Annotated in this window: 4 protein-coding genes and 1 pseudogene; 2 read left to right on the top strand and 3 right to left on the bottom strand. The window is 62.7% G+C overall.

Features of this window, described 5'->3' with window-relative positions:
- From ACHFFA_RS07000 to ACHFFA_RS06990, 3 genes and pseudogenes are all read right to left on the bottom strand, one after another.
- Positions 1-125 (bottom strand): annotated as a pseudogene (locus ACHFFA_RS07000) (CPBP family intramembrane glutamate endopeptidase); the annotation flags it as partial.
- A 162-nt stretch (positions 126-287) separates the two neighbouring features.
- Complete coding sequence (locus ACHFFA_RS06995; RefSeq protein WP_160771797.1) at positions 288-1,061, bottom strand: hypothetical protein; 774 nt, start codon at positions 1,059-1,061, stop codon at positions 288-290.
- Positions 1,062-1,486: 425 nt separating this feature from the next.
- Positions 1,487-2,890 (bottom strand): NAD(P)/FAD-dependent oxidoreductase, encoded by a 1,404-nt coding sequence (locus ACHFFA_RS06990; RefSeq protein WP_394270128.1) that lies wholly within the window; start codon positions 2,888-2,890, stop codon positions 1,487-1,489.
- 57 nt (positions 2,891-2,947) lie between these two features.
- Between ACHFFA_RS06990 and ACHFFA_RS06985 the strand changes: the two genes are divergently transcribed.
- Both ACHFFA_RS06985 and ACHFFA_RS06980 read left to right on the top strand, forming a co-directional pair.
- Positions 2,948-3,988 (top strand): efflux RND transporter periplasmic adaptor subunit, encoded by a 1,041-nt coding sequence (locus ACHFFA_RS06985; RefSeq protein ID WP_394270127.1) that lies wholly within the window; start codon positions 2,948-2,950, stop codon positions 3,986-3,988.
- A 3-nt stretch (positions 3,989-3,991) separates the two neighbouring features.
- Entirely contained in the window at positions 3,992-7,132 is a 3,141-nt protein-coding gene (locus tag ACHFFA_RS06980; protein WP_119593540.1) for an efflux RND transporter permease subunit, read from the top strand.
- The last annotated feature ends 97 nt before the right edge of the window (positions 7,133-7,229 follow it).

The following is a 7,229-nucleotide window of genomic DNA, read 5'->3' as shown; positions in this document are numbered from 1 at the left end:
GGCAGGAGCAGGCTTCCGGTGCGCAAACGCAGCCAGACCGCGATAAAGGCTGGGATTGCCGTCAGCGCCATCGTGATGGGATCGAAGGCAAAGCTGTCGTCCGAGAAGCCACAGGCATGTGCCAATCCGAACAGGAAGCACGACAGGACCGCGCCCCATCCCCAATCGACCCGAGGAACCGTCTCCTTCCGGTGAAAGCCTGATTCAGCGCGAACAGCAGGATGCCACGATGGAAGAGCTCCTCCTCCAAACCCGGCAAGGTAAGCTGAAACGCGATATCTTCGCCGCTAGCCGGGTCTCCAGGGAAGATGAGAGCTATGACGACAAAGAAGGCGCAATAGAGTGCGGCGGCTACTCAGCTGCGGCACTGGTTGATCGAATGACGGACCGGTTTCCGCTACGTCGAAGGTCAACACCGCCGGACGCACGACCAGAAGCCGGCCCGCCAACCATAAGCCGAATGTAAGCACCATTGCGTTCTGAGCCATCGAAAAGGCAAGCGGGCGCCACGCGAAACCAAACATGGCGTCTGCCGCAAGATCGACGAACAGCATCCCGCTGAGGAGGATTACTACCACGGAGCTGGCGTCATGCCGTTGCTGGATCAAGTCGCCCCGGCGCTCGGCAAGAAGTCGCGAGACAAGATGCACGACTATGGCGAAACCCAGAGCCACGAGAAATATCGATAGCCCTTTGCTGGCGAAAGCTTGGCCGAACAGCCCCCGATCCAGAGCGGCAAGGAACGTCCAAACCAAGCCGACGCCCAGCACCCCGCCGCGCAGCCCGAACTGGCGATCGAAACATGAGAGGCAGAACCACCACAGGAAGGCGACGGTGAAGTCGCTTGCGGCATGAGCGACGGCACCGATTGAGCCGGCCGGTATTAACGAAGACATCGGCGTATTGCCCGCGACAAAACCGGATGTGCACAGCGCCATCGGTGCGAACAGGATGGCGGGCATACGAACGTGACGGTGCTGGCGAAGCAGGAGCCATGCTAGCAAAAGCATCGTGCAGATGGCCCCGGCGCGGATCATAAAGTCGAGATGAGCGATGATCATCCCGCCACGTTAGCGGCAGCTTTCGATGGTTGAAATCGGATTACCTGCTATTCCGCGTTCCACCCACTTCGAGCCGTCCACCTGACGAACAAGTTCTGATTGATCGAACGATGGCTTTCTGGCGGTAAAGCACCCGTTGCAATTGCTCGACATCCGGCCCGTAGTGTCGCCGAAGCCGTTCGGTCTTCATGCGACCGCCATGCCTACCGCTGCTTAGTCAACTGAGGTAGATCGACGCCAAACACAGATACGCTGATCTTAGATGCGGTTTGGCTTCGAGCGCTTCCTGCGATCAAGTGCAAGCTAGGTCGCGACAACTTGCAGGTGATGGATAGCGAGGCCAAGCGAGCCTTCGAATGGTCCTTAATGGCGGTGCGGGAGCATGCTTTCATCATGGTCAACTATTTGAATATTGGCTGAGACCGCTACTTGTCATCGGGTCGCCCGCTTTCTGCGTCCCTGAGCGGCGGCTGCCGGGCATCGCTTGTGGTTGATCCCGTCAACAACCGCGCCCCGCGTCCGTAAGTAAACCATGCCCAAGCCCAGTTGACATAGACGACTAGGCGGCTGCGAAAGTCCACAAGCAGCATCAAATGTATAAGTGACCAGACCAGCCAGGCGAGAAATCCCGTGAGCCGGAGCCTGCCGAATTGCGCCGCCGCACGCGAGCGCCCGATCACCGCCATGGTACCATAGTCGCGGTAGCGGAAGGCGCCGGGCTCGCGCCGACCGGCGATACGGGCCGCGAGCAGCTTCCCGACATATGTGCCCTGCTGCTTGGCAACTGGTGCAAGAGCCGGCAAGCGCTCGCCGCCGCCTGCTTCGAAACTTGCGACGTCCCCGATCGCAAAGATGTTTGGATGACCCGGCACCGAACAATCGGACCGGACCGTTACAGCCCCGTTGCGGACCCCATCGATTCCAAGCCATTCAGCAGCCGGACGGGCCTCAGTGCCGGCACACCACAGCACGGCTCCGGTATCTATCCGCTCGCTACCGAGCACCACGCCGGTGGGATCGATTGCCTCGACGGCCGTGCCAATCCGCACCTCCACCCCCATCGAGGTTAGAGCTTCGGTCGCATAGGTCGAAAGCGCGGGATCGAAACCCGACAGCAAACGGCCGCCCGCCTCGCATAGGACCACCCGCGTGTCGCGCGGATCGATGCGAGAGAAATCGCGCGCCAAAGTCGCGCGTGCGAGTTCGGAGATGGTCCCAGCCAGTTCCACGCCAGTTGGGCCGCCCCCAACAATAACAAAAGTCAGGAGGCGTCGTATCTCTGCGTCGTCGGTCGACTGCTCGGCCCGCTCGAACGCTTCCAGCAACCGCGCGCGGATGGCAAGCGCATCCTCAATCGTCTTGAGAACCAACGTGTGTTCGCGCCAGTTGTCCTGTCCAAAAAAGCTCGAGGCCGATCCCGTGGCGAGTACGAGATAATCGTATGACAACCGATGCCCATCGCGCAGCAGCACCGAGCGCGCCCTGATATCGACGCCTGTAACCTCCGCCATCAACACACTTAGGTTTGACACGCCGCGCATCAGCACACGGGTGGCCGTAGCGATGTCGGACGGGGAAAGCGCCGCAGTCGCGACCTGGTATAGCAGCGGTTGAAACAGGTGATGATTGGTTTGGTCGATCAGCGTCACTTCCGCGGCATTGCCGCGAAGAGCGCGCGCCGCAGCCATGCCGCCGAAACCGGCGCCGACGATGACGACCCGGGGGCGGTTCGCCGATTCGGGATGAGACAGGTTCAGCGAAAGCGTTTGGCCTTGCAATTGGGTCTTCCTACTGCGACGAGCGATGATATGTAAACTTATTCGTTTCATTTTGGGCGCATGCCAAAGTCTGATTCGCGCCGAACCATTTTTGGGCCCGAACCCTTCATGCTGCGCATATTCGTTTCGCTCATTTTCACATGTCTGATCGCAGGTTGTGACAACGCCCCCGTTCCGGAGGAGGCCGATCGGCGTCCGGTCAAACTCTACACCGTGGCGGCAGGCGGTCAGGCGAGGACTTACGAGTTTCCCGCGATCATCGAGGCAAGCACATCTTCGGATCTAACCTTCGATGTGCCGGGCAAGATCGTCCGGCTGACGGTGGACCAGGGCGATTTCGTCAGGGCCGGCACGGTGATCGCGCAGCTCGACCAGACCATCGCGCGCAACCAGCTCGTCCAGGCACGCGAACAGTACGAGGCGGCACAGGATGCATTCCGCCGCGCCGACGCGCTGGTCGGCGAAGGCGCGATTCCGCGGGCAGTGCACGTTCAGCGCGAAACGCAGCGCGACACTGCGCGAGCCGAACTTGACAATGCGCGCGAGCAGTTGGAGAAGACCGTCTTGCGGGCGCCCTTTTCGGGCCGCGTGGCCAGGCGACTGACCGAGCCGTTCGAATATGTTTCGCCGCAGCAGCCGGTCGTGACCTTACAGACCGCCGGTTCCGCCAAGGTGGTGGTCCAGGTTCCCTCGTCCATCGTTGCCAATGCCGAGCAGCGGGCCCCGATCAACGCGGCGATCGCGCTCGACAGTCTTCCCGACAGGCGGTTCGCGGCCCGGTTCGGCTCGTTCGCCACCGACGCCACGCGTCAGTCGCTCACCTACGAGGCGACGTTCCTGTTCGATCCGCCTTCCGGCGCGCTGATCCTGCCGGGCATGACGGGAACACTGCATGTCGAGCTCGATACCGATGATGCCGAGATGCCGGCTGTGCCACTGGAAGCGATCGTTGGGCGTGACGAAAAGACATTCGTCTGGCGCGTGGACCGCAGGACGGGAGCCATCGCGCTGCGCCGCGTCACCGTAGGCAAGGGAGCAGGCGGAATGCTGCCTGTAACTGCCGGCATCGGCCGCGGAGACCTGATCGTAGCCGCCGGGCTCGCCAATCTCGAAGAGGGGATGAAAGTCCGCCCCTACGAGCGGGACTGAGCCATGTCGTTTAATCCCGCCGTCTTCTCGATCAGGAATCGCCTGCTCATCCTGCTCGTCATCATCGGGACGATCGTTGCCGGGATGGCGGCCTATGGGTCGCTGCCGCGCTTCGAGGATCCCGAGTTCACCATCCGCCGCGCTGTCGTGGTAACACCCTATCCTGGCGGATCGCCGATGGAGGTCGCCACCGAGGTCACCCAGCGTCTCGAGCGGGAGATCGGGCAGATGCAGGAGGTGAAGGAGATTGTTTCGACCTCCGAGGCGGGCCAGTCGCGCATCGAGGTGGAGATCAAGTACGAGTTCGGGCGCAACAAGGAACAGCTCCAGATCGTCTGGACCAAGCTGCGCAACCGCGTGGCCGATGCCGCCCGGCTGCTTCCGCCCGGGGCAGGTCCCTCGATCGTCAACGACGATTTCGGCGACGTCTTCGGCATCTTCTACATGCTAACCGCCGATGGTTATTCGCCGGCCGAGCTGTACGACTATGCCGAAAAGCTGCGCACCGACCTGAGCGGTGTGGAGGGTGTGGGCAAGGTGGTGCTGTCGGGCGAGCAACGCGAGGCCTTCTATGTCGAGATCATGCGCGAGCGGGTCGCGGCGCTGGGGCTGTCGGTGCAGAGCGTCTATCAGGATCTAGCACAGCAGAATTCCGTCGTCGCAGCGGGCAGCGTGCGCGTCGGCGACCAGCGTCTGGAGATCGTTCCCACCGGCGAGATCGATTCGGTCGAGGAATTGCGCGATCTGCCGGTGATGACCGGCCAGGAAGGCGCGGTCGTGAGACTGGGCGATCTGGCCCGCGTGACGCGCGGCTATGTCGATCCGCCGATGCAGATCCTGCGCTACAATGGCAGGCCGGCGGTGGGCATGGGCATCTCGAATGCGACCGGCACAAATGTGGTCGAGGTCGGCGAGGCGATCGAAGCCAAGCTGCGCGCGAGCGAGAGCGACCGCCCGATCGGCATCGAGATCCACGAATTCTACCACCAGGGCAAGGTGGTGTCGGACGCGATCGGCGATTTCGTGATCAATGTCGCGACGGCGCTCGTCATCGTGGTGGTCACGCTGCTGATCTTCATGGGCTGGCGCTCGGCCGTGGTCATCGGCGCCGTGCTCATGCTCACCGTCGCGGCGACGCTGGCTGGGATGAATGCCGGCGGGATACCGATGCACCGCATCTCGCTGGGCGCGCTGATCATCGCGCTGGGAATGATGGTGGACAACGCCATCGTCGTGGTCGAGGGGATGCTCGTCGGCCTCAAGCAGGGCAAAAACAGGCTGGAGGCGGCGCGCGCGATCGTGGGCCAGATGCTGTGGCCGCTACTAGGAGGCACGCTGGTCGGCATCATCGCCTTCGCCCCGATCGGCCTCGCCCCCGGGCAGGTCGCCGAATACACCAATCACCTGTTCTGGGTGATGATGATCTCGCTCTTGTTCTCGTGGTTCTTCGCGGTCACCGTAGCGCCTTTTCTCGCCAACTGGCTGTTCGAGAAGGAGGAGGATGCTGCCGCTTCCGGCACTGATCGGGAGACAGGATTCGATGCAGGCCACGACGGTCTCGAGGACGAGGCCGCCCCGCAGCGCGAAGCCGGCCGGATCGGCACCGCCTATCGCGAATGGCTCGCGCGCGCGCTGCGCCATCGCTGGCGTACCATGGGCCTGACCGGGGGGTTGTTCGCCGTCTCCCTTGTGGGCTTCGCGTTCGTGGAACAGGGTTTCTTTCCCGCCTCCACCACGCCGCATTTGATGGTCGATTACTGGCTGCCTGCGGGCACCGATATCGAGCGGACCAATGCCGACCTGGAGGAGATTGAGGAGGATCTGGCGACGATGGACGGCGTTACTGACGTTCAGACCGTGGTCGGCATGGGTACCTTGCGTTACAAGCTGGTCTATCAGCCCGAGGCGCCGACATCCTCCTTCGGCCAGATGATCCTGCGGGTTGAGGACGCCTCGACGCTCGAGCGGCTGCAGGCAGATGTGCATGCCTATTTGCAAAAGAACGCCCCCGAAGCGCGCGCCAAGGTCTGGCTGTTCGAACTGGGGCCGGGTGGCGGCTCGAAGATCGAGGCGCAGTTTTCGGGGCCCGATCCGGCGGTTCTGCAGAGCCTGGCGCAGCAGGCCAAGGATGTCTTCGCCGAGGACGAAGCGGCCATCCTCGTGAAGGATGACTGGCGCGAGCAGGTGCCGGTCATCCACCCGCTCTATTCCGAAACGCGCGCGCGTCGCCTTGGCGTCAGCCGCGAGGACGTGGCCGAGGCCTTGCAGGGCACGTTCGCGGGCCGTCCGATAGGCGTCTTCCGCGAGGGCGACGACCTGATCCCGATCATCGCCCGCTCGCCCGAAAGCGAAACGCGCGACGCGCAGAACATGGAAGCAATCCAGGTGTTCAGCGCCAGCGGCGCCTCGCTTCCGCTGCAGGAAGTGATCGACGGTTTCGAGACCCGCTGGCGTCATTCGCAGATTCAGCGGATCGATCAGCGCTGGGCAATCAACGCCCAGGCCGATCCCGCGCCGGGCGAAACCGCCAACCGTCTGCTCGATCGCGTGCGCGGAGACGTCGAGGCGATCGAACTGCCTTCCAGCTACCATTTCGAATGGGACGGCCAGGAAGGAACGAGCACCGAGGCGATCGATTCGCTGATTGGCGTGGTCCCGCTCGGTGTCATCGGCATGGTGCTGGTGGTAATCGTGCTGTTCAACGCAGTGCGCCAGCCGGTGATCATTTTCATGATCGTGCCGCTGGCGATCATCGGCGTAACCATCGGCCTGCTCTTCACCGGCATAGCGATGGAGTTCATCGCCATTCTCGGTGTGCTCTCGCTCTCGGGCCTGCTGATCAAGAACGCGATCGTGCTGGTCGATCAGATGGATATCGAGATCGGCGAGGGCAAACCGCGTTTCGATGCCATCATTGAGGCAGCCTATGATCGCGCCCGCCCGGTCATCCTGAGTTCGCTGACGACGGTACTCGGCGTCATCCCACTGCTGTTCGACGCCTTCTTCAAGGCGATGGCCGTGGTCCTGGCCTTCGGGCTGGCCTTCGGGACGGTACTGACCCTGTTCGTGGTGCCGGTCCTCTATGCAATCTTCTTCAAGATCGGCCCTGACGAGACCGCAGCCGAGCCACAGGGGGCAAGTTGAACCATGCGCATCGTCCCTCTCACCGCCATGTTGCTCGGCCTGATGCTGGTGTCAGGCTGCTCGCATCCCGACAGGGTCGGCGATGGTCCGGTCGCAC

This window comes from Qipengyuania sp., assembly GCF_043423005.1.
In the GTDB taxonomy this organism is placed as follows: Bacteria; Pseudomonadota; Alphaproteobacteria; order Sphingomonadales; family Sphingomonadaceae; genus Qipengyuania.
Note: the sequence above shows the minus strand (reverse complement) of the source record. Positions and strands in the feature narration are given on the sequence as shown.